The following is a 22,183-nucleotide window of genomic DNA, read 5'->3' on the forward strand; positions in this document are numbered from 1 at the left end:
TGCGCGTCATAGCTGTTCCTCTGGCCCGCGCGGCGCGGGATTGCGGGTGATGAACATGGCATCACCGTAACTGAAAAAACGATAATTCCCGGCAATTGCCGCCTGATAGGCAGCCATAGTTTCCGGGTAGCCAGCAAACGCCGACACCAGCATCAGCAGGGTCGATTCCGGCAAATGAAAATTAGTGACCAGCGCGTCGACCACATGCAGCGGCCGACCAGGGTAGATAAAGATGTCGGTATCACCACTAAAGGCCTTGAGCACGCCATCGCGCGCGGCACTTTCCAGTGAACGAACACTGGTGGTGCCCACCGCCACCACCCGGCCACCGCGCGCGCGGCAAGCGGCCACGGCATCGACCACATCCTGGCCGACCTCCAGCCATTCGCTGTGCATATGGTGATCTTCGATCCGATCCACCCGCACAGGCTGGAACGTTCCCGCACCCACGTGCAGGGTCACGAATGCCTGTTCAACACCCTTTTCAGCAAGCGCCGCCAGCAACTGCTGATCAAAATGCAGCCCTGCGGTAGGCGCCGCGACAGCACCGGCACGATCCGCATAGACCGTCTGATAACGCTCACGATCCGCCTGCTCATCCGGCCGATCAATATACGGCGGTAACGGCATATGCCCGACCCGCTCAAGCAGCGGCAGCACTTCTTCACTAAAACGCAGCTCAAACAACGCATCATGACGGGCGAGCATCTCAGCCTCGCCACCACCATCAATCAGAATGCTTGAGCCAGGCTTAGGCGACTTGCTTGAACGCACGTGAGCCAACACGCGATGACTATCCAACACCCGCTCAACCAGAATCTCTAGCTTGCCGCCTGAGGCCTTCTGCCCAAACAGCCGCGCCGGAATCACTCGGGTATTGTTGAACACCATCAAATCGCCTGGCCGCAGATAATCCAGCAGGTCACTGAATTGCTTATGCGCCAGCTCGCCAGTAGAGCCATCGAGCACCAGCAGGCGGCTAGCACGGCGTTCGGCAAGAGGGTGGCGGGCAATCAGAGCATCTGGCAGCTCGAAATTGAAGTCGGCAACACGCATGGTCGGAAAGGAGTCATCTGGCAGGGCGGCAAAGCTTACCGGAAATCGCACATTCTGGCCACGCAATGGATTGACCAACCCAAAAACCATCTCTATACTCCGCCGCCATTGTGCCCCGGTGGCGGAACCGGTAGACGCGGCGGATTCAAAATCCGTTTTCGAAAGAAGTGGGAGTTCGAGTCTCCCCCGGGGCACCATTAGATTCTGTCAGGACGTACCGAAACGACCTGAAACCCCTAGAAAACCGGCCTCTGAGCCGGTTTTTTTATTGCCTGGAATACCCTCAAGCAATGCTTATCAGGCCAGGTAAGCTGGCAGCCAGCAGCCCCCCCCCCAAAAAAAACACAGCCGCAAGAAAGGCATCAATAAATGGCCTCTCAGCCCACCACCAAAACTGTCAGCAAAATATCTTGGCTCGCGACTCTTCTCCTGCTCTTGGGGTTAAGTGAACTCTGCACAGCCGCCAATCACCCCTGCTCCGGCAAGAAAGGTGGCATCGCCCGCTGCGACGGCGAACTGTTCGTGTGCAATGACGGCTCAATCAGCGCCTCAAAGCGCAACTGCAGCACTGAGCGGCACAGCGGTAACGTGGCGCCGTTAAGAACAATAGGCAACAGTGGCGGCTGCCCATGTGGCGAAGGAACGCTCTGTACCGGCCCAAAGGGCGGGCAATATTGCATCACAACCAGCGGCAACAAGAGCTACAGACGCAAGTAATCTGCAACCAGCAACAGCAGCATTCAAGCCAGCACAACCACACCACTGATGCGCGCATCCCAGCAGTAAACAACCAAAATAAACACCCAAAAGCACTCGACCAACACCGGCATTAGCATGGCGTTCAGGGGTTGGCATTTGCCTAATAGTTGGCGTAAAGTTTCGGCCACTGTGTTTGCATGGGTCGCCGAAATTCGTGACCTGGTGCAGTAGATCGACCCGATCCGCTACATCCCGCTCGACGTCGCATAACTCCTTGCAACCAGTATTCAGCCCCTCATGTCGAGTAGCGGCTGTCATCAACTTTAGGTTCAAGGAAATACAATATGTCGAATCGTCAGAACGGTACCGTCAAGTGGTTTAACGACGAGAAAGGTTTTGGTTTTATCACGCCCGAAAGCGGTCCGGACCTATTCGTGCATTTTCGCGCCATTCAAAGCAACGGCTTCAAGAGCCTGAAAGAAGGCCAGAAGGTCAGCTTCATCGCTGTGCAGGGCCAAAAAGGCATGCAGGCTGACGAAGTGCAGATCCAGGAATAATCCTGCCGAGCTGAAGAACCCCTGATGGCAGCATCAGGGGTTTTTTTATGCCTTCGGATACCGCATTGTTACCGCCCCTTTCGACAGCCCGATGAACTAAAGAGCCAACCATGCCGAAACACCTGCTGCACCCGCAGGGAGACTTCCCCCACGCCGGACTTATCCGCCGGTTCGCCGCGATGTTCTATGACCTTCTGCTGTGCATTGCATTGCTGATGGTGGTGACCTTTATCTACAAGCTGATCCTGATGGGGTTCTACGGCGAGGCTCAGCTCAAGCAAATGTCGGACGCTGGCGCACTGGATGGCGACCCACTGTTATCGACACTGCTGTTTTTCAGCCTATTTGGGTTTTTCGCCAAGTTCTGGACGCATACCGGGCAAACACTGGGCATGCAGGTTTGGGGTGTACGCATCCAGAACAGCGACGGCACGGCGATCAGCCTGTGGCAGGCGCTGCTACGCTTTCTGGTCTCTATCGGCTCCTGGCTGTTATGTGGCCTGGGCTTTCTCTGGGTGCTTTGGGACAAGGAGAAGCGCAGCTGGCACGACATTTACTCAGGTAGTCAGGTGGTGCAGCTACCAAAGAACATCCACAAGAAATAGATCGATAGTGACAAGCATGACGCGACGCTACGTCTCACGCCACCCATAAGCTCCCGAAGCTCCCGAAGCTCCCGAAGCTCCCGAGCACAAATTACACGCACTAAAAAGCCGGCTTGCGCGCACTGCGCAAGCCGGCTTTTTTACGCCGAGATCAGATCAACCGGCGCGGCGCAGCAACCAGACACCAGCAAGGGCACAAATACCCGCAGGAATCAGCACCGCCAGTAACGGCGAAAAACCGAACACCAAACTCGACGGCCCGAGCAGATCCTGACTGATTTTGAACACGAAACCGACCAGCACACCGGTAAAGATTCGCTGCCCAAGGGTCACGGAACGCAGCGGCCCGAAGACAAAGGAGATGGCCATCAACACCAATGCCGCCGTCACCAAGGGCTGCAGTACTTTGGTCCAGAACGACAACCAGTACTGACCATTATTCAGGCCTTGATCCGCCAGGTAATGGATGTAATTCCACAACCCGGTTATCGACAGAGCTTCCGGTGATAGCACCACCGTTCCGAGCAACTGTGGCGTCAACTCAACATCCCAACGCTCATGGTCCTGCTTGATGACTTCACTGCTGCGCTCGCGGAAATACGTAGTAGCAACATCCTCCAACTGCCAGTAACCGCCTTCGTAATGAGCGCGCCGCGCAAAGCTGGAAGACTGCATGCGCTTTTGATCATCAAAGCGGTAGCGGGTAACCCCAAACAGCACACCATTAGGTTGCACGGCGTTGATGTGCACATATTCCTGCCCCTGGCGATGCCACAAACCACGCTTGGCTGATTGCGCCTCACCACCACCTTGAGCCATCGCCCGACTGGCTTGGGCCTGATTCTCGGCATAAGGTGCCAGGTACTCACCGACCAGCACACCGACGAGCATCAACACCAACATTGGTTTCATCACTGCCCAGACGATGCGCCCAACCGACACACCCGCCGCACGCATGATGGTCAATTCACTGTTACTGGCCAAAGAGCCCAAACCAATCAAGCAGCCGATCAGCGCCGCCATCGGCAACATCTCATACAAACGGCGCGGCGTAGTCAGAAACATATACCAGAGCGCATCAAGCAGACCGTAGTTGCCCTCAACATCACCCAGCTCATCAATAAAGGCAAACAGCAGGGCCAGGCCCACAAGAATCCCTAACACGCCAAGAATGGCGGTAAATACCTGCGAACCGATGTAGCGATCCAACTTAACCACGGGCCACCTCCAACACAGCACGACGAGCGGCCCAACGTAAGCGCAGAGGCTCCCAATAAAGCAGTAACAATCCAATCAAGGCGAACATCCCATGCACCCACCACAAGCCCAATGCAGCGGGTATTTTTTCTTTATCCAGCGCGCCGCGTGCCGCGATAAGCAGGGCTAGATACGCCATATATAAAAGGATGGCGGGTAACAGCTTGAGGAAGCGCCCCTGCCTTGGATTGACTCGCGACAATGGCACTGCCAGCAACGTGACCACGAACACCAGCAGCGGGATAGACAGCCGCCACTGCAACTCAGATTGCAATTTGCGCTCATCACTGCCGATCAACTTACTCGTGGGAATGGCTTCGCGCTCGGTGACATCTACCGCCACGTCAGGCTTGGGCAGCAACACACCATAGGTGTCGTACTTAATAGCGCGGTAGTCGGCCTGCCCTGGATTACCGTCGTAACGGTAACCGTTTTCCAAAATCAGGTAGCGACTGCCATCTGCTTGAATCTCTTGGCGACCAGAGTCGGCGACCAGCACCGAGATACCACGCTCCTTGTCACCTTTGCTCGACAGTTGCTTCTCGGAGATAAACACCCCGCCTAGCGAGCCACGATCCTTGGACAACTCCTCGGCATAGGTCACCCGCGTACCATTCCTCATGGACTGGAAGCGCCCCGGCACCAATGTATCCAGTTCGGTCATGGCACTCTGCTGATTGAGAATCCGCGCCACATGTTCAACGCCCTGCGGAGCCAAACCAAGGCTTAGCCAGCCGGCCAGCAGCGCGACAACAGTGGCCGGCGCCAGGCTATAGGCGAACAAGCGCTGCTGGCTCATGCCAGTGGCGGCAAGCACGGTCATTTCGCTGTCCAGGTACAAGCGGCCATAAGCCAGCAAAATGCCAAGAAACAGTCCCAAGGGCAGAATCAACTGCAAAAAACCCGGAATCCGGTACGCCATAATCAGCAGCAGCACGCCTGGGTCGAGAAACCCCTGAGCGGCCTGGGCCAGATAGCGAATAAAGCGACCACTCATAATAATGACCAGCAGCACCGCGCTCACGGCACTCAGGGTCAACAACACTTCACGGGACAGATAACGGAAGACGATCAAACCAGACACTCCAGGGTTGTCAGGCTCAGGTGGCTAAGATCAAACTAGCCACACTGCTTGCCGGCTCGCCCAACTGGCGAACCATCGAAAAATTTGCCGGCATTATCCTGCAATACCGACTCGTTGTCTTGGGGACTCCACGTAATGGAATTTATTGTTAAAAGCGCTAGCCCGGAAACATTGAAAACCGCCACCTTGGTTATCCCGGTCGGAGAAGGCCGCAAACTCAGCGAAACCGCCAAGGCGGTCGACGCCGTCAGCGCCGGCGCACTAAGCGCCCTGCTCAAGCGCGGCGACCTGGCTGGCAAGATTGGCCAAACGCTGCTGGTACACAACCTGGCCAACCTCAAAGCCGAGCGCGTGCTACTGATCGGCACCGGTAAAGAAAGTGAACTGACTGCCCGCCAACTGCGCAAATTGATCACTGCTGTTTACGCCACGCTGAAAACCCTCGGCGGCAGCGATGCTACCTTGGCACTCGACGAACTGCTGGTAAAAGGCCGCGACACCTATGGCAAGACTCGCCTGATGGTGGAAAGCCTAGCTGATGCTGGCTACTGCTTTGACCAGTTCAAGAGCCAGAAGGCCGAAGCCGGCGCACTGAAAAAAATCACCCTGCTCAGCGACAAAGCCGGCCTGGCCGACGCTCAGCGTGCCAGCACCCATGCTCAGGCGATTGCCACGGGCATGGCGTTCACCAAAGACCTTGGCAACCTGCCGCCGAACCTCTGCCACCCAAGTTTCCTCGCGGAAGAAGCCAAGGCACTGAGCAAGGCCTACAAAAACCTTAAAGTTGAAATTCTCGACGAGAAGAAGCTTAAAGAGCTCGGCGCCGGTGCCTTCCTCGCCGTCGCCCAGGGCAGCGACCAGCCGCCACGCATGATCGTGCTTAACTACCAAGGCGGCAAAAAGACTGAAAAACCTTACGCCCTGGTCGGTAAAGGCATCACCTTTGATACCGGCGGCATCAGCATCAAGCCAGCCGCCGGCATGGATGAAATGAAGTACGACATGTGCGGTGCTGCCAGCGTCTTCGGCACCCTGAAAGCCGTGCTCGAACTGCAATTGCCAATCAACCTGGTATGCCTGCTGGCCTGTGCTGAAAACATGCCAAGCGGCGGCGCGACTCGCCCTGGCGACATTGTCACGACCATGAGCGGACAGACCGTGGAAATCCTCAACACCGACGCCGAAGGCCGCCTGGTGCTGTGCGACACCCTGACCTACGCCGAACGCTTCAAGCCGCAGGCAGTTATCGACATCGCCACCCTCACCGGCGCTTGCATCGTCGCACTGGGCAGCAATGTCTCCGGCCTGATGGGCAATAACGACGAACTGGTACAGCAGATTCTCGGTGCAGGCCTGACCGCCGACGACCGCGCCTGGCAGCTGCCGCTGTATGACGAGTACCAGGACCAGCTCGACAGCCCGTTCGCGGACATCGCCAATATTGGTGGCCCCAAAGCCGGCACCATCACCGCCGGCTGCTTCCTCTCGCGCTTTGCCAAGAAATACCACTGGGCGCATTTGGACATCGCTGGCACCGCCTGGATCAGCGGCGGCAAAGACAAAGGCGCGACCGGTCGTCCAGTGCCAATGCTGACGCAGTACCTGCTAGATCGTAGCAACGCCTAAGCGTTGACCGGCAACGACGAGGTGCGCAGCGGCTGCATAGTTGCGTACCTCGCGCGCTCCAGCTCGCGAAATCCGCAACAGCTTCTACGCCCCAGGCACATTGCCGGAGCGTTGACTGATAAGCTGCGCGCCTGACAGCAAGCCGCTCCTGCACTTAACGCCGAAACGTGTCGCCATGCCCCGAATTGAATTCTACGTACTCTCCACCGCGCAGCCGGGTGACCGCCTGCGCGCGGCCTGCCAACTGGCGATGAAAGCCTGGCGAGCTGGCCTGCCGGTATTTCTGCGTGGCAGTGATGCCGCGCAGTGCGCGGAGTTAGATAACTGGTTGTGGCGCTTCAAAGCGGAAACCTTTGTACCGCACAGCTTGCATGAAGATGATGGGCACGCACCCGTGGTAATCGGCTTGGACGAAGAGCCGACAAATACCCAAGGCGTGCTGATTAACCTTGGCAGCACGCTCTCCCCACAGGTTGAGCGCTTCAGCCGGGTAATCGAAATCGTCAACCAAGAACCCGACCTGCTGACCGCCTGCCGGGAGAATTTCCGCAGTTACCGCCAGCGCGGGTATGATCCAAAACGAGTCGAACTCTAGTTGCACACCATGGACAACCCAAAGCCGCCACAAAAACCTGCCCACCTGCTGAACGACCTGGAGTCGATCCGCCAACTGCTGGGCGATGAAAATCTCGAACCGCCACTGCTGATCGATTCACTCGACCCAGACAGCATTCCCCTGCTCTCCGAAATCGTCACCCCGCCGTCCAGCCTGGCAGCCCCAGCAGCTGCAGCGAAGGGCACGTCTAACGTTGCGCAAACACTGCGCGAGACGGTCAACCAAAGTATCGGCCGTGACAGTGAATTGAATCGTCTAGACAGCGAACTGCGCGCCGCTGCCCAGTTGATCCTGCAGGATGTGATCGACGATTTCGTCCCACAAATCGAAGCCGAACTGAAGCGCCGCCTGGAAGCCCGCTTGCCTCGCCTACTGCCGCGCCGTAAATAACGCCCAACCCGAAGCCTGGATAAGCCCCAGCGCAATCCGGGGAGACGCTGCCCCGGATTACATCCGGGCTACAAGTAACGCCATACAGCCTTACACCCACCAGTCAGCCGCACCAAGCACGCCCTTACGTCGCACAGGCCATCCCCGCTATACTTGCCGGCTTTTCCGTCTAGCCGTCATGAGGGTCCCGCCGCGCATGGACAAGACCTACCAGCCGCACGCCATTGAAACCGCCCTGTACCAGAACTGGGAGGCGAACAACTATTTCGCCCCGCAAGGTGCAGGCGAGCCGTACACCATCATGATCCCGCCGCCGAACGTCACTGGCAGCCTGCACATGGGTCACGGTTTCAACAACTCGATCATGGATGCACTGATTCGCTTCCGCCGCATGCAGGGCCGCAATACCCTGTGGCAACCGGGCACCGACCACGCAGGTATCGCTACCCAGATGGTGGTTGAGCGCCAACTGGCCGCCGACGGCATTGGCCGCCACGACCTGGGCCGCGAGAAATTCCTGGAGAAGGTCTGGGAGTGGAAGGAACAATCCGGCGGCACCATCACCCGGCAGATCCGCCGTTTGGGCAGCTCGGTGGACTGGTCGCGCGAGCGCTTCACCATGGACGACGGTCTGTCCGAGTCGGTGAAAGAAGCCTTCGTGCGCCTGCACAAAGACGGTCTGATTTACCGCGGCAAGCGCCTGGTCAACTGGGACACCAAGTTCCACACCGCCATCTCCGACCTCGAAGTGGAAAACCACGACGAGAAAGGCAACCTGTGGAACCTGCGTTACCCGCTGGCCGACGGCAACAAAACGGCTGACGGCAAGGATTACCTAATTGTCGCCACCACCCGCCCTGAAACCATGCTCGGCGACAGCGCCGTAGCGGTAAACCCGAGTGACGAACGCTACCAAGCGCTGATTGGCACCTTCGTCGAGCTGCCATTGGTGGGTCGGCGCATCCCGATCATTGCCGACGACTACTGCGACCCGGAATTCGGCACCGGCTGCGTGAAGATCACCCCAGCCCACGACTTCAACGACTATGAAGTCGGCAAGCGCCACAACCTGCCGCTGCTGAACATCTTCGACAAAAACGCTGCGGTACTGGCGCAAGTCCAGGCGTTCAATATCGACGGCAGTGTCAACAGCGACATCGACGGCAGCCTGCCCGCGCAATTTGCCGGCCTCGACCGTTTTGAAGCGCGCAAGCAGATCGTTGCCGCCTTCGAGGCTGCTGGCCTGCTTGAAGGCATCGAGCCGCACGCCCTGAAAGTGCCGAAAGGCGACCGCTCCGGCACCATCATCGAACCCTGGCTGACCGACCAGTGGTACGTCAGCACCAAGCCGTTGGCCGAAAAAGCCATCGCCGTGGTCGAGAGCGGTGAAATCCAGTTCGTGCCCAAGCAGTACGAAAACATGTACTTCAGCTGGATGCGCGACATTCAAGACTGGTGCATCAGCCGTCAGCTCTGGTGGGGCCACCGTATTCCTGCCTGGTACGACGATGCCGGCAACGTCTATGTCGGCCGCGACGAAGCAGAAGTGCGCGCTGAACACAACCTTGGCGACGCCAACCTGCGCCAGGACGAAGACGTACTGGACACCTGGTTCAGCTCCGGTCTGTGGACCTTCTCCACCCTCGGCTGGCCTGAGCAGACCGATGCATTGAAAACCTTCCACCCGACCGACGTGCTGGTGACCGGCTTCGACATCATCTTCTTCTGGGTTGCCCGGATGATCATGCTGTCCACTCACCTGACCGGGCAGACTCCGTTCAAGACCGTGTACGTGCATGGTCTTGTGCGCGACGGTCAGGGCCAGAAGATGTCCAAGTCCAAGGGCAACGTGCTCGACCCGCTGGATATCGTCGACGGCATCACCCTAGATGCTCTGCTGGAGAAACGCACCACGGGCTTGATGCAGCCTAAGCTCGCCGAGAAGATCGCCAAGCAGACTAAAGCGGAATTCCCTGACGGCATCGCCGCCTACGGCACCGACGCCCTGCGCTTTACCAACCTGGCGCTGGCCTCCACCGGTCGCGACATCAAGTTCGACATGGGCCGAGTTGAGGGTTACCGCAACTTCTGCAACAAGATCTGGAACGCCGCCAACTTCGTCATCGAGAACACCGATGGCCAGGACACCGGTATCAACGGTGAAGAAGTTGAGCTGTCCTCGGTGGACCGCTGGATCATCTCTGCCCTGCAGCGCACCGAAGCCGAAGTGACCCGTCAGCTCGACGCCTTCCGCTTCGACCTGGCCGCGCACGCGCTATACGAGTTCATCTGGGACGAGTACTGCGCCTGGTACCTGGAACTGGTCAAGCCAGTGCTGTGGGACGAGAACGCGTCCATCGAACGTCAACGCGGCACCCGTCGCACCCTGGTACGTGTACTGGAAGTCGCGCTGCGCCTGGCCCATCCGTTTATGCCGTTTATCACCGAAGAAATCTGGCAGCGCATCAAAGCGCAGGCTGGCGTCAGCGGTGAAACCATCATGCTGCAGGCCTGGCCAGTAGCAAACGAAAGCCGCATCGATGCCGCTGCCGAAGGCGATATCGAGTGGGTCAAGCAACTGATGCTCGGCCTGCGGCAGATCCGTGGCGAGATGAAAATCTCCATGGCCAAGCGCATCGACATCATCCTGCAGAACGCCAGCGCGGAAGACTTACGCCGCCTGGCCGACAACGCGCCGCTGCTGAACAAGCTGGCCAAGCTGGAGTCGGTACGCGTGCTGGAAGCTGGCGAAGAAGCACCGATGTCCGCCACCGCCCTAGTCGGCGACATGCAGGTGCTGGTGCCGATGGCTGGGCTGATCGACAAGGACGCCGAACTGGCGCGCCTGGATAAAGAGATCGCCCGCCTGGATGGCGAAGTCAAACGCGTCGGCGGCAAGCTGGCCAACGAAGGCTTCGTCGCCAAGGCCCCAGCCGAGGTGCTCGATAAAGAGCGCGCCAAGCTGGCCGAGGCTGAGCAAGCCCTGAGCAAGATGGTTGAGCAACGCGGCAAGATCGCCGCGCTTTAACCATTAGCAACACCCAAAGCCCGCGCCCTCAAAGACGCGGGCTTTTTTGTGGGAGGGGCTTTAGCCGCGATCAACGCGCCGTCGCGGCTAAAGCCCCTCCCACACATCATTTACGCCACGACATATTCGTAGCGGGCGCGACGCCCTGTCGCATAACCACGCGGCACAGCGCTGCTAAAGCATCCAACCCCGCGAAACCAGGGCGCGGCAGCCCTCATTGCAGTAGCCAGCAAAAGCTGATTGAAGCTCGCCCTAAGCGGCTACGTTGTAAATCCGCTGCCAATTTCTGCGTAATTCAGGCATCTTCTGCGACGCTGCAAACGTTGCAGGCACTTCTAACGCAATAAAAAAGCCCTGAAAGTGGAATCCTGACCATGTACGCATTAATGGCGTTGATCTTTGTCCTCGGTTATCTGTGTATCGCCCTCGAACACCCGCTGAAGGTCGATAAGGCCGCTTCGGCGATCCTCACCGCCGTTATCTGCTGGACCATTCTGGTGCTGGGCGCAGACAGCATTCTACCGCTCATCGGTGCTGCGACCGCTGGTGCCAGCGGCAATGACCACCATGTCACCGAAGAGCTGCGTCATCACCTCGGCGAGATTTCCGAGATCCTGTTCTTCCTGATGGGGGCGATGACCATCGTCGAACTGATCGACGCCCACGAAGGGTTCAAGGTCATCACCGACCGCATTCGCAGCAATAAGCGCGTCACCCTGCTCTGGGTAGTGGCGCTGATCACCTTCTTCCTGTCGGCAATGCTGGATAACCTGACCACCACCATCGTCATGGTCTCGCTGCTGCGCAAGCTGGCCGCCGACCAGAAAGAACGCTGGTTCTACGTCGGCATCGTGGTGATCGCCGCCAACGCCGGCGGGGCTTGGTCGCCGATTGGCGACGTGACCACCACCATGCTGTGGATCGGCAACCAGGTCACCACCAGCGGCATTATCAGCAGCCTGTTTATCCCCAGCGTCGTCTGCTTGCTGGTGCCACTGCTGGTACTCAGCATGACCATGAAGGGCGAAATCCAGCGCCCGCAAGTCAGCGCGCTGGATGAAGAACGTCGCGACCCGACCACGCCTTTCGAGCGTAATCTGGTGTTCGCCCTGGGTATCGGCGCACTGGTCTTTGTACCGGTATTTAAAACCGTGACCCATCTGCCGCCCTACATGGGCATCCTGTTTGGCCTGGGCGTGCTCTGGGTGGTGACCGAGGTGATCCATCGCGGCAAGAATTACGAAGACAAACACCCGTTGTCCGTAGTCGGTGTACTGCGCCGTATCGACATCACCAGCGTGCTGTTCTTCCTCGGCATCCTGCTGGCGGTTTCCAGCCTGGCCACTGCTGGCCATCTAACCCAAGTCGCCACCTTGCTGCGCGAAAACCTGGGTGACGTCTACGCCATCAACATCGCCATCGGCCTGCTGTCATCGGTGGTGGATAACGTGCCGCTGGTTGCCGGGGCCATGAAAATGTACCCACTAGCAAGCCCTGCAGACCTCGCACTGGCGGGTGCGGACACGGCCTGGCTAAGCAACTTCCAGGCTAATGGCGTGTTCTGGGAAATGCTCGCTTATTGCGCCGGTACGGGCGGCAGTTGCCTGATCATCGGCTCGGCTGCCGGGGTAGCGGCCATGGGCATGGAGAAAATCAACTTCATCTGGTACTTGAAGAAGATCAGCCTGCTGGCGTTTCTCGGTTACATCTCCGGTGCAGCCGCCTATATCGCGATTGCCACACTGGGCTGACTTTTAACCAGGCCGTGTGCCCTACACACGGCTGCGTGCCAGGAACCTTGCCATGGACGTGAGCAAAACCAAAACCAGCTTCTATCGCCGCCTGTATGTGGCCTGGCTAATCGACAGCGGCAGCGCCAGCAGCGTGCCGGCACTGATGGAAGCGACCGGCATGCCCCGGCGCACAGCGCAGGACACCCTCAGCGCCCTGGTTGACCTGGATATTGATTGCGTGTTCGTGCAACAGCCTGGCGAGCGCAACAATGCCGGGCACTACGCGATTCACAGTTGGGGGCCGTTCGACAAAGGCTGGATCGCCGCCAACCTGCAACAGATCAAGAGTACCCTGGGTTATCCCTGAGACAATCGCCTTCCATTTGTCACGGATGTTGCGATGAACCCCGAGTTGCTCTGGGTGCTTGGCCTGCTAGCCGGTGCCGTTACCCTGTTCGTTATTGGCAAGCCACGCATGGACGTGGTCGCTCTGCTACTGATCCTGGCGTTGCCGCTGTGCGGGGTGCTCGACATCCAGCAAACCCTGGCCGGGTTCAGCGATCCCAGCGTGGTTCTTATTGCAGCGTTGTTCGTGATCGGTGACGGACTGGTACGTACCGGCGTCGCCTATCGCTTGGGTGACTGGCTGGTGGCCAAGGCCGGTAGCAGCGAAACGCGCCTGCTGATCCTGCTGATGCTTGCGGTCGCCGGCCTCGGTTCGATAATGAGTTCCACAGGCGTGGTGGCGATATTTATCCCTGTTGTGCTGGGCGTGGCAGCGCGCCTGCGCATCGCCCCTGGCCGACTGATGATGCCTCTGGCCTTCGCCGGACTGATCAGCGGCATGCTTACCCTGGTGGCCACGCCACCCAACATGGTGGTGCACGCCGAACTGCGCCGCGCCGGCCTGGATGGTTTTAACTTTTTCGCCTTCACCCCAATCGGCCTGGTTGTGCTGGTACTGGGTATCGGCTACATGCTGCTGATACGGCATTGGCTCGTGCGCGAAGACACCAGCGACCAAGACAAGCTGCCGCGCCTGACCCTGGCCGACTTGGCCGAGCGTTACCAACTGAGCGGCCGCGAACGCCGCCTAAAACTACGCAGCGATTCGCCGCTGGCCAATCAAGTGCTCAACGAGCTGACGCTGCGCCGCGACCATGGCATCAACGTGATCGCCGTCGAGCGCCGGCAACGCCTGCGCACCCTGCTTCTGGTCGCTAGCGGAAACACCCTGCTGGAACCTGGCGACGTACTACTCGTGGACATCGCCAGCCCCACCATTGGCCTGCTGGGTACTTACCAGGTACTGGGTCTGGAGCCCATGCAACTGGCGAGTTCCTACTTCAGCTTGCACGCCCACGTCTTGGGCATGGCCGAAGTGGCGCTACCACCGGAGTCGCAGCTGCCGGGGAAGACCATTCAAGAGTTGGGCTTTCGCTCGCGGCACAAACTCAACGTAGTCGGCCTGCGCCGCCAAGGCCAAGCGCTGGAGGGCGTACTGGTGGACGAGAAGCTCAAAGCCTCGGACTGCCTACTGGTGGCCGGCGACTGGAAGGACATCTACCGCCTACAAGGACAGAACCGCGATTTCCTGGTGCTCAGCCTGCCTGCCGAGGTGGCCGAGGTCGCACCTGCTGCGCGCAAGGCACCTTATGCCTTGCTCAGCCTGGGGATTATGGTCGGCCTGATGGTCAGTGGCCTGGTGCCTAACGTTATGGCGGCGCTGATCGGCTGCCTGCTGATGGGGGCATTCCGCTGCATCGATATGGACAGCGCCTACCGGGCGATTCACTGGCCTACGCTGCTGCTGATTGTCGGCATGCTGCCCTTTGCGCACGCCCTACAAAAAACCGGCGGCGTCGACCTGGCAGTCAACGGCCTGGTCAGCCTGTTGGGTGAAGCGAACCCCCGACTCCTCCTAGCCTGTCTATTCAGCGTTACAGCGTTGATCGGCCTGTTTATCTCCAATACGGCCACAGCGGTGTTGATGGCCCCGGTGGCCATTGCCACGGCACAAGCGCTGAATGCCTCGCCCTACCCCTTTGCGCTAACCGTCGCCCTGGCAGCTTCGGCAGCCTTTATGACACCCATTTCCTCGCCGGTGAATACCCTGGTGCTCGGCCCCGGCCAGTACCGCTTTGGCGACTTTGTGCGTATTGGGGTGCCCTTTACTCTGCTGGTGATGCTGGTCAGCGTGCTGATGGTGCCCTGGTTGTTCCCACTCTAGCGCCAGCACCGACACGCAGCAGATCGCCAACAGCTGCTGACGGAATATCCTGCAGCCGCGCGCCAGCTGTGGGAAAATCCCGCGCCCCAAGCCTGCGATCTGCCTGCCATGTCCCTGCCGCCGAAACGCCCCAGCCGTAACCCCGCAGAGCCGCGCCCTGCTGCCAGCAAGCCTGCCGCAGCCAAACCAGATGCAGCCAAGGGCCAATTGCACCCGCGCAATCGTCATCAGGGGCGTTATGACTTCCCCGTGCTGACCAAGGCCAGTCCGGAACTGGCAAGCTTTGTGATCCTCAATCCGTATGGCAAAGAGAGCATCGACTTCGCCAACCCGGCAGCCGTCAAAGTGTTTAATCGGGCGCTGCTGAAACAGTTTTACGGCATCAATCATTGGGATATTCCGGCGGATTATCTGTGTCCACCGATCCCTGGCCGTGCCGATTACCTGCATTACCTGGCCGACCTACTGGCGAGCAGTAACGCCGGCGAAATCCCCCGTGGCGCCAAGGTGCGCGCACTGGATGTCGGCGTTGGTGCCAACTGCATCTACCCGCTGCTGGGTAACCGCGAATACGCCTGGCACTTCCTCGGCTCCGATATTGCCGCCAGCGCCATTGCCTCAGCCAAGACCATCGTGCAGGCCAACCCGGGGCTGAGTGAGGCGATCGAACTGCGCCAGCAGAACGACAGCACACATATCTTCCAGGGCCTGCTGCGCAGCACTGAGCGCTTTGATCTAACCCTGTGCAATCCACCCTTCCACGCCAGCGCAGAGGAAGCCAGCAGCGGCAGCAAGCGTAAATGGCGCAACCTGGGCAAGCTCGACCCCAAGCGCAAACTACCGGTACTGAACTTCGGCGGTCAGGCGGCAGAGTTGTGGTGCAAGGGTGGCGAAGCGGCGTTTGTCAGCCAGTTGATAAGGGAAAGTGCCGAAGTCGGCCAACAGGTGCTGTGGTTTAGCAGCCTGATCTCCAAGGCCGGCAACCTGCCGGGCGTTTACAGCGCGCTGAAAAAGGCTGGCGCGCTACAGGTAAAAACCGTGGAAATGGCCCAAGGCCAAAAACAGAGCCGCTTTGTTGCCTGGACCTTCCTGACGCCGGAACAGCAACAGGCTTGGCGCAAAGAGCGCTGGAAGTAAGTCGTAGTCGTAGGGTGGGTTGAGCGCAGCGATACCCATGCCGCCTAGGTGCCCGTGAAGGGTTACGCCGCGCCTAAGTCTCAGAACGTAGCCCGGATGCAATCCGCGAGCGGATCTTACAACAAGCAAAGCGCCCCGGATTGCATCCGGGCTAGGGGTTACACCTACCAGGGCAACCAGCCGCCCAACACCAGCCATAGCCCTGCCAGGCTGATGCTTAACAAGGTAACGGGGAAACCACTACGAGCGAAGTCGACAAAGCCTAACGGCACACCTTGACGCCCTGCGCTTTCGGCGACGATCAAATTGACCACACTGCCGATCAGCAGCAGGTTGCCGGCCAGCGTCGACATGATCGCCAACCCCACCAACAAGCTCTCGCTAGCATCGGGCAATACGCCCAACAGCAACATCACGTAGGGCACATTGCCGATCAGGTTGCCGCCCAGCAACGACAGGCTTGCCAGGGAAATCACCCCATGGGGCAGCAGGCCCAGCTCGGCCAGTTGCCTGGCCACTGCGGCTACCTGCGGCAGGTCCATCGCCGCACCAGTCACCACAAACAGCCCGACAAACAGCAGCAACAGGTTCCAATCGACCTTCTGCACATAATCGCGGCTATCCACTCGGCGCGAGATCATCACCAGCACGGCAATCAGCAGGGCGGAAAGCTCGCGCGGCATGCTGGTGGAAAACAGCCCAATCAACACCAGGCTGGCGAGTATGGGTTTGAGATAACTACGCGCCCCATAGATATGCTGCACCGGGGTTTCTTCCTGAAGCGCTGGTTTGGCCACCCCCCACCGCTTACGCCATTGCAGCCAAATCACCAGGTAGGTAATGGCCAACGCCGCCAGCGCAGGAGGCCCGGCAATCCAAGTGTATGACCAAAAATCCAAGCCGCCGGCCTGGCCGATCAAGATGTTCTGCGGATTACCTATCAAGCTAGCGCTTGACCCGGCATTGCACGACAACGCCAGGGCCAGAAGAAAGGGCCGCGGATCAAGACCACGCGCAAGCAAGCTATGGCAGAGCAGCGGGGTCAGGGCAAAGGCGACAATGTCATTCACCAGCAGCGCCGAAAGCACACCCCCTAACAGCACCACCCCGAGCAGCAACAATGCGGGCCGCTCGGCAGAGAGGCTGAGGCTCTGGTTGAGCCAGCTGTACACGCCGGAAAAATCGAATTGTGCCGAGATAAGCATCAACGCAAACAACAGCAACAGCGCACCGGCATCCAGATGGCTGGCCGCTACGGCGGGTGTCTGCGCACCGCTAACAAGCAATAACACCGCCGCGCAACCGGCAATCCAACTGCGGTCGACACGTAAGCCGCGAATACCACCAGCGGCCATGCCCAGGTAGGTCAATATGAACAAAATTGCAACAACCCAGAAGGTCATGCCTCGCCATCCCTTGTTATCCGCCCGATTGCGCTGCCGCACTCTAGCAGGCCGTTTTAAAACAACCTACGCCGCCTGCTAACGGGGGATAACGCGGGGAACTAGCAGCCATGAAAAAGCCGGCACAATTGGCCGGCTCAACAACGGTTCGGGATCCGCTACCTGTCAACGTAGGTCACAGTACGGCACAGCCTTGCGGTCACGAGAGCGACCTAAACGGCCGACCAGATCAAGCACTGCATCTGGCCGGCAACAGGCTTGTTACTTAACCAGCTCGAATAGTGCGACGTTACCGCTCTTCTCCAGGCCAGTAACCAGAAAGTGCCGACCGTTCTGCTCGACATGGGCCAAGCCTTCCGGTGCTAGCAAGCCAGAACCCGCGCCCTCGCCGGCGCCAATTACCTGCAGCACCTTAGGCTGTGCCGGCTGATCGAGATCAATCAGCGCCAGGGAATCGGCGCGTTCCAGGGTGGCCACGGCGATGCGTTTGCCAAAAGCATCGAAGCTGACCACACCTTCCGGCTCGCTGCCTTTGTTAGGGCTGCGCGCATCCGGATAAACACCGGCCTCGGCGGCTTTATCGTCCAACTGGCTGGCGGTATCACCGAGCAGCTTGCCGCTCAGAGCATCGAATACACTGACCGTGCGGCCACCACCACTGGGCAGGCCGGGCTTGGTCTTAGCGATTTTCGGATCGCTATCACCTTCATCGGCGCTGATCAGGTAACGGCCATCGGCGCTCACTGCCAGGGCATCCGGCTCGCGCAAGGCGAACAGCTCGGCACTAGGATCGTATTTGCCATCATCAACAATATCCGCAGCATGGCGCACGGTGCCCAAGCCAAAGACTTTATCCAACTTGCCTTGCAGTACATCGACCACTGCGATGGCGTTGTTTTCCTGCAGGCTGACATAGGCGCGCGCGCCATCCGGGCTGAAAATCACGTATTCCGGCTCGATATGTTCGGGGCTGGTACCGAAAGGAACCTTCAACTCCTCACCATCAATCACCCGTTCCAGCAGACGTTGATGCTCCTTCTGGGTCGCGCCTTCAACACCTGCCAGATCCGGCAGTTTGATTAAGGTGTGCTTGGCCGCTGTCACGCCGCCACGCAAATCAATCAAGCTGATCGAGCCTTCGCCGCTACGGAAGCCCTCGCCATCACGTACGTAACCCTCACCTTCGTTGGCTACTACAACGAAATCACCGTTCGGTGAAAACGCCACACTGTCCGGCCAGATACCGATCTCGACTGACTTCAGCAGCGAACCATCAGCCGCTGCACGAAACTCGACGTGACCACTCTTCAGCCCGTCGCTGTCGCGCACGCAGACGGCGAAGATATCTTCACGCGGGTGAAACGCCACCGAGGTAATTTCCCCCGCGCCTTCAGCCACCAGCTTATGCCGGGCGATACGCTCAAGCCCCTTGGCAGGATCTAGCTGCAAAATATCCACCAGGCCTTCGGCACTATTGGACACAGCAACGCGCATACTCGTGGCCTGCACGCTAACAATTTCAGTACCGGCGGCAAAACCGCTCTGGTAAAGCGCCAGGGGTTTCAGCTCAAGGGCCGAAGCCAGTGGCGCCAAGGCAAAGAGTGCACATAAAGCCGGGATTCGCAGCACAGCAACTATCCTTATGCAAAGACATGGGAATTGAACAAATCCGCAGCAGTCTTAACCCGCAAGATGACGCTTTGATGAAGAATTGAAGACGTTTAACCTACGACGCCGCGACCATCCGCCCGGCACCACGGGATGCATTCACAAGCAACACAATGCTATTACTAACGGGTGAACATGCCGGAATAGACAGCCCGCTGGAGTTAGAGGTCGATCAATGATGTTGAAAAGCCTGCTCGTCGCCGTGTGCTTGCTGTTGGCGCTAGCCGCACAAGCCTACGAACAGCCAGAGCTGAAAATAAGCCTCGGTGATTGGCCGCCCTATCTGTCCAGCGATCTGAAGCACAACGGCGTGATTGCTCACCTGATCAGCGACCTGTTGGCCGATGAAGGTTACCGTGTCAGCTTCCAGTTTCTGCCCTGGCCACGCGCCTATTCGGCTGCTGCGGCTGGCCGCTTCGATGCCACGGCAGTGTGGATGCACAAAACTGAGCGCGAGGCGGACTTCCTCTTCAGTGCACCACTACTGAACGAGCAGTTCGTGTTCTTTCACCTGAAAAGCCTGCCCTTCGACTGGCAGAGCTTTGATGACCTAACCGGCATGAACCTCGGCGGCGGCCTGGAGTACAGCTACGGCCCAGCCTTCGATACGTTTCTCGCCCAGCACAAAGTGAAGATGGAGCGTGTCTCCACGGACATGCAGAACTTCGAGAAGTTACTCAAAGAGCGAGTGGTTCTCTACCCACAGGAAATTCATGTCGGCTATGCCGCACTGCGCAGCCATTTCAGTGCAGCGGATCAGGCACGTATCACCCATAATCCGAAGCCGCTGCTAACTAACGCCAGCTACTTGATGCTGCCTAAAAGCCTGGCGGGCAGCCCGGCATTGCTCAAGCGCTTCAACAAACGCTTGCAGCTCTACCGCGACAATGGGCGTTACCAGCGCTATTTCGACGACTTGCAGCAGGGTAAATACCAGCCTGAGCCGGTAGCCAGCACACCCAATGCGCAAGAGTAGAAACCCTTTCCCCATAACGGACTACAGTGTTCCAGAGATACCAATGCCGCTGCTCCTGATATGTACCCACAATAACAACCGCTCAGCGGCCGCCCCCAGACGCGACCATTGCTTATGCCGAGGAACCCACGGATGACACTCCGACAGCTGCTGCACAGCCTTGCTGTCACCTGTCTTCTGCTGTCGCCCTTCGCGGCCACAGCAGAAAATGGCGTTAGCGCGACAGAGCTTCGCGTAGGCATGGTCAACGCCCAGAGCGGCCCAGCTGCCGACCTCGGCCTAGGCATGCACAGCGGGGTCCTTGGCTACTTTGCGCGGATCAACGCCGCCGGCGGTGTGCACGGTCGCAAGCTGGTACTGATCAACATGGATGACGGCTACGAGCCCGAACGCACCGCCGAACAGACTCGTCTGCTGGTGAAAACGCACAAGATATTTGCCTTGCTTGGCTATGTCGGCACACCCACATCGAGAGCCGCACTGCCAATTGCCCAGCAAGCTCAGATGCTCTACCTGTTTCCACTCACCGGCGCGGAATTTCTGCGCACACCGGCCAAGCCTGAGGTTTTCAACATTCGCGCCTCATATATTGAGGAAGCCGAGCGCCTGGTTCAGCACGCGACTGAAGACCTTGGCCTGCAACGTATCGCCATCCTGATGCAGGACGACTCCTTCGGCGAGGCGGTAAAAAGCGGGCTAAGCGGAGCCCTGCACAAACGCGGTTTGCAGATTGACGCGCAAACGCGAATCCAGCGCAACTCACTGGAGGTCGACAAAGCCATCGAAACCTTGCGTAGCACGCAACCGCAGGCGGTGTTCTTTGTTGGCACCCACCGACAACTGGCAGCGGCGATTAAAAAGGCCAAAGCCGTTGGCCTGAAAACGCGCTTTATCACGGTGTCATTTATCGGCACGGAAGAATTTATCCGCGAAGCCGGCAGCGACGCGAACGGTGTCTACATCAGCCAAGTCGTGCCATCGCCGCATGACCGATCGCTCAAACTGGTCCAGAACTACCAGGCCGACGTCGACCCGCAGAACATCAGCCATGCGTCGCTGGAGGGCTATATCGGTGCAATGGTGTTTGTCCAGGCCCTGCGCAATGCCGGCAAGGCACCAACCCGCGAGCGTTTTATCGACGCACTGGAGCATACCGACAGCGATCTAGGCGGCTTTAAAGTGCGCTTCTCGCGCACCGATCATCAAGGTTCCGAGGCTGTGTTCCTAACTCGGGTAGAAAATGGCCAGGCTATCACCGTAGACAAGATGCGCGACTAAACCACGCGCACTGCTATCAAGGTTGCGCACGGGCGAGGAACGCCTGCACCTGCTGTTGATACACCGTCGACTCACGCTGGCGCTCTATCTCATCCCAAAGCTCACTGGCCTGCTGCGGGTGAGCGGCGACATACCCATTGGACAGCATCAGGTAGTAGGCCTTGTCCTCTAACGGCAGCTCCAACTTCTCCAACTGCGCCGCCAAGTCCGGATTAGCCAGCAGGACAAAATCGCCTCGTAGGCTCTGCAAGGCGGCGGCCTCGATACGCTTATGACTAAGCATGCGCAGCAGTGCCACGGGGTCACGATTGGTCTCATCCACCTCTGCGCCCTGCGCCCGGATAAAGTCACTGATCGAGAAACCGCTCAACGAGCCAATACGCCCATGCAACTGGCGAAATTCCTGGCCATTCCAACTGACCGTACTGCCCTTGCGCCGGTAAAGGGCATAAGTTGAGGTGTGCAAACGCTTGCGCTCATCCAGCCGGCCATCGGCATCCAGTGGATAGCGCCCCAAACTCAAACGTTCCGCCTTGAAGCTGGCGGCAAAGGCACCGTCATAGACACCCTGCGCAAGCCCCGCCAGGCAGCGCTTCCAAGGTACCGCAACGAGGCTGAGTTGAATGTGCTGAGCACTGGCAACCAAGTGCAGTAGCTGCAAGTTGAGCCCGCTGCCGTCGGTCATGACCCACGGGTAGGAGTTCTGATCTTCATAACACAGCGTCAAAGCCTGCCCCAAAATAGGGGCTGCTATGGCATTGCTCGCCAGACAGCAGCAACACAGCAAACCGCACAACGCTCTGATCAAATGCAACGCTCCAAGACATACCTCGATATGTA

Annotated in this window: 19 protein-coding genes and 1 tRNA gene; 14 read left to right on the plus strand and 6 right to left on the minus strand. The window is 58.8% G+C overall.

Annotation, left to right across the window (positions count from 1 at the left end; genetic code table 11):
• Positions 1-6 precede the first annotated feature (6 nt).
• Complete coding sequence (gene queA, locus VCA57_RS09715; RefSeq protein WP_411184949.1) at positions 7-1,056, minus strand: tRNA preQ1(34) S-adenosylmethionine ribosyltransferase-isomerase QueA; 1,050 nt, start codon at positions 1,054-1,056, stop codon at positions 7-9.
• Positions 1,057-1,168: 112 nt separating this feature from the next.
• On the opposite strand from queA, the gene VCA57_RS09720 reads away from it, so the two are divergent.
• From VCA57_RS09720 to VCA57_RS09735, 4 genes are all read left to right on the plus strand, one after another.
• Positions 1,169-1,253: transfer RNA gene (locus VCA57_RS09720), tRNA-Leu, on the plus strand.
• Between the two features lie 172 nt (positions 1,254-1,425).
• Positions 1,426-1,773: a hypothetical protein gene (locus VCA57_RS09725; RefSeq protein WP_411184784.1), complete on the plus strand. Its 348-nt coding sequence runs from the start codon at positions 1,426-1,428 to the stop codon at positions 1,771-1,773.
• 326 nt (positions 1,774-2,099) lie between these two features.
• Entirely contained in the window at positions 2,100-2,312 is a 213-nt protein-coding gene (locus VCA57_RS09730) for a cold-shock protein (protein WP_411184785.1), read from the plus strand.
• Positions 2,313-2,422: 110 nt separating this feature from the next.
• The gene (locus tag VCA57_RS09735) at positions 2,423-2,917 is read left to right on the plus strand and encodes an RDD family protein (RefSeq protein WP_411184786.1); all 495 of its coding nucleotides are present in this window, start codon (positions 2,423-2,425) and stop codon (positions 2,915-2,917) included.
• Between the two features lie 156 nt (positions 2,918-3,073).
• Here VCA57_RS09735 and lptG read toward each other — a convergent pair whose 3' ends face one another.
• A complete protein-coding gene (lptG, locus tag VCA57_RS09740; RefSeq protein WP_411184787.1) occupies positions 3,074-4,135 on the minus strand; it encodes an LPS export ABC transporter permease LptG in 1,062 nt (353 codons plus the stop codon).
• Entirely contained in the window at positions 4,128-5,249 is a 1,122-nt protein-coding gene (gene lptF / locus VCA57_RS09745; protein ID WP_411184788.1) for an LPS export ABC transporter permease LptF, read from the minus strand. Before lptF ends, lptG begins: the two co-directional genes overlap by 8 nt.
• A gap of 144 nt (positions 5,250-5,393) precedes the next feature.
• Between lptF and VCA57_RS09750 the strand changes: the two genes are divergently transcribed.
• From VCA57_RS09750 to rlmF, 8 genes are all read left to right on the plus strand, one after another.
• Complete coding sequence (locus VCA57_RS09750) at positions 5,394-6,884, plus strand: leucyl aminopeptidase (RefSeq protein ID WP_411184789.1); 1,491 nt, start codon at positions 5,394-5,396, stop codon at positions 6,882-6,884.
• A 175-nt stretch (positions 6,885-7,059) separates the two neighbouring features.
• Entirely contained in the window at positions 7,060-7,479 is a 420-nt protein-coding gene (locus VCA57_RS09755) for a DNA polymerase III subunit chi (RefSeq protein ID WP_411184790.1), read from the plus strand.
• A 9-nt stretch (positions 7,480-7,488) separates the two neighbouring features.
• The gene (locus tag VCA57_RS09760) at positions 7,489-7,890 is read left to right on the plus strand and encodes a DNA polymerase III subunit chi (RefSeq protein ID WP_411184792.1); all 402 of its coding nucleotides are present in this window, start codon (positions 7,489-7,491) and stop codon (positions 7,888-7,890) included.
• Between the two features lie 196 nt (positions 7,891-8,086).
• A complete protein-coding gene (locus tag VCA57_RS09765; protein ID WP_411184793.1) occupies positions 8,087-10,918 on the plus strand; it encodes a valine--tRNA ligase in 2,832 nt (943 codons plus the stop codon).
• Positions 10,919-11,292: 374 nt separating this feature from the next.
• The gene (gene nhaD / locus VCA57_RS09770) at positions 11,293-12,669 is read left to right on the plus strand and encodes a sodium:proton antiporter NhaD (protein WP_411184794.1); all 1,377 of its coding nucleotides are present in this window, start codon (positions 11,293-11,295) and stop codon (positions 12,667-12,669) included.
• A 52-nt stretch (positions 12,670-12,721) separates the two neighbouring features.
• Positions 12,722-13,018 carry a winged helix-turn-helix domain-containing protein gene (locus VCA57_RS09775; protein ID WP_411184795.1) on the plus strand — a complete coding sequence of 99 codons (297 nt, stop codon included), beginning with the start codon at positions 12,722-12,724 and terminating at the stop codon, positions 13,016-13,018.
• A gap of 33 nt (positions 13,019-13,051) precedes the next feature.
• Positions 13,052-14,881, plus strand: a complete 1,830-nt coding sequence (locus VCA57_RS09780; RefSeq protein ID WP_411184796.1) for an SLC13 family permease — start codon at positions 13,052-13,054, stop codon at positions 14,879-14,881.
• Positions 14,882-14,989: 108 nt separating this feature from the next.
• Positions 14,990-16,018, plus strand: a complete 1,029-nt coding sequence (rlmF, locus tag VCA57_RS09785) for a 23S rRNA (adenine(1618)-N(6))-methyltransferase RlmF (protein ID WP_411184797.1) — start codon at positions 14,990-14,992, stop codon at positions 16,016-16,018.
• Positions 16,019-16,182: 164 nt separating this feature from the next.
• Here the strand turns inward: rlmF and VCA57_RS09790 are convergent, their stop codons facing one another.
• Together VCA57_RS09790 and VCA57_RS09795 are read right to left on the minus strand one after the other, a co-directional pair.
• Entirely contained in the window at positions 16,183-17,421 is a 1,239-nt protein-coding gene (locus VCA57_RS09790; protein ID WP_411184798.1) for an SLC13 family permease, read from the minus strand.
• A gap of 261 nt (positions 17,422-17,682) precedes the next feature.
• Positions 17,683-19,050, minus strand: coding sequence for a choice-of-anchor I domain-containing protein (locus tag VCA57_RS09795; protein ID WP_411184799.1), 1,368 nt, complete (start codon positions 19,048-19,050; stop codon positions 17,683-17,685).
• 217 nt (positions 19,051-19,267) lie between these two features.
• Between VCA57_RS09795 and VCA57_RS09800 the strand changes: the two genes are divergently transcribed.
• Together VCA57_RS09800 and VCA57_RS09805 are read left to right on the plus strand one after the other, a co-directional pair.
• Positions 19,268-20,065 carry a substrate-binding periplasmic protein gene (locus VCA57_RS09800; RefSeq protein ID WP_411184800.1) on the plus strand — a complete coding sequence of 266 codons (798 nt, stop codon included), beginning with the start codon at positions 19,268-19,270 and terminating at the stop codon, positions 20,063-20,065.
• Positions 20,066-20,197: 132 nt separating this feature from the next.
• The gene (locus tag VCA57_RS09805) at positions 20,198-21,343 is read left to right on the plus strand and encodes an ABC transporter substrate-binding protein (protein ID WP_411184801.1); all 1,146 of its coding nucleotides are present in this window, start codon (positions 20,198-20,200) and stop codon (positions 21,341-21,343) included.
• 16 nt (positions 21,344-21,359) lie between these two features.
• Here VCA57_RS09805 and VCA57_RS09810 read toward each other — a convergent pair whose 3' ends face one another.
• On the minus strand, positions 21,360-22,070 hold the full coding sequence (locus VCA57_RS09810; RefSeq protein ID WP_411184802.1) for a substrate-binding periplasmic protein: 711 nt from the start codon (positions 22,068-22,070) through the stop codon (positions 21,360-21,362).
• Positions 22,071-22,183: the final 113 nt, after the last annotated feature.

This window comes from Pseudomonas sp., assembly GCF_046581935.1.
Lineage (GTDB): Bacteria > Pseudomonadota > Gammaproteobacteria > Pseudomonadales > Pseudomonadaceae > Aquipseudomonas.